The 1,047-nt window shown below is 68.5% G+C and carries 2 protein-coding genes; both read right to left on the bottom strand.

Translation table 11 applies throughout. From position 1 onward, the window contains the following. A partial coding sequence (locus AC2VON_RS09210) for a nitroreductase family protein (protein WP_486952676.1) occupies positions 1 to 223 on the bottom strand: 223 nt, incomplete at its 3' end. Positions 224 to 317: 94 nt separating this feature from the next. Continuing rightward, on the bottom strand, positions 318 to 1,047 hold a 730-nt coding region (locus tag AC2VON_RS09205), incomplete at its 5' end, for an NAD(P)H-dependent flavin oxidoreductase (RefSeq protein ID WP_486952675.1).

The raw sequence follows: 1,047 nt of genomic DNA, 5'->3' as shown, positions 1-1,047 counted from the left end.
ACTCGGAGCTGATGCCGCGGTATGTCTCGGCGATCGCGGCGCGCTTGTCGGCATCGGTGATCACCAGCCAATGCCAGTCCTGCGCGTTGCTTGCCGTGGGCGTCTGCATCGCCAGGCGCACGCATTCGAGGATCACGTCCCGAGCGACGGGCCGACTGAGGTCGAGGCGTTTGCGCACCGCGCGCGTGGTGGTCAGCACTTTGTCGACCGAAGCGATGTCCATGGCATCCTTCCCGCCGGGCGGTGGGCGAAGTTCTGCCCGGCGCAGACCGCTACCAGGGCGAGCAAACCAGATGGCCGGCCCGGCTGTCTAGGTTTCACTGCGGGCCAGGTGCCGCCAGGTTCAGGATCCGTGCCGCATCGTGGGCCATTTCGCCCACGATGTCAGCAGCCGGGCGCACGGTGTCGATACGGCCGATCGTCTCGCCGACCAGCACGGTGACGACGTCGAAATCCTCCGTCTCGAGCGCCTCCTGGAAGGTGCTCACCATCTCCGGTAGTCGCTCCAGTAGTTGCGCTTCGTTGCCGTGCCACGCCTCGACAAACGCGTTGGAGACCAACCGCGAATCATATCCAGCTGGCCAATCTTTCTGGCGCACAATGTCATAAACACGCGTACGGATGGTTTCGTCGCCGCTTGCGGCCATGCCACGGCGGTGGGCTCGGGGCGACACCAATGCCTCGTTGGCCGCCCAGAACCGGGTGCCGACGAGGGCGCCGTCGGCACCGAGCGCTAGCGCCGCCGCCAACCCGCGGCCGTCGGCGACACCTCCGGCAGCCACTACCGGCGTCGCGGGGGAGCGCTCAGCTGCCAGGTCCACGACGTCGGGCACCAGCGTGAACGTCGAGCGCGCGTTTTTTCCGTGCCCGCCCGCCTCGCCGCCCTGGGCCACGAGGACGTCCGCGCCGACGTCCAGGGCCCGGCGGGCCTGCTCGAGGTCCTGCACCTGGGCGGTGAGCGATACGCCGGCAGCGCGGATGCGGGCGGCGAACGGCATCGGGTCTCCGAAGGACAGCATGATGGTCGCCGGTTGTGTCTCCAGCGCC

Source organism: Mycobacterium sp. TH-M82 (genome assembly GCF_057473605.1).
This window is presented reverse-complemented; position numbering and strand designations above follow the sequence as displayed.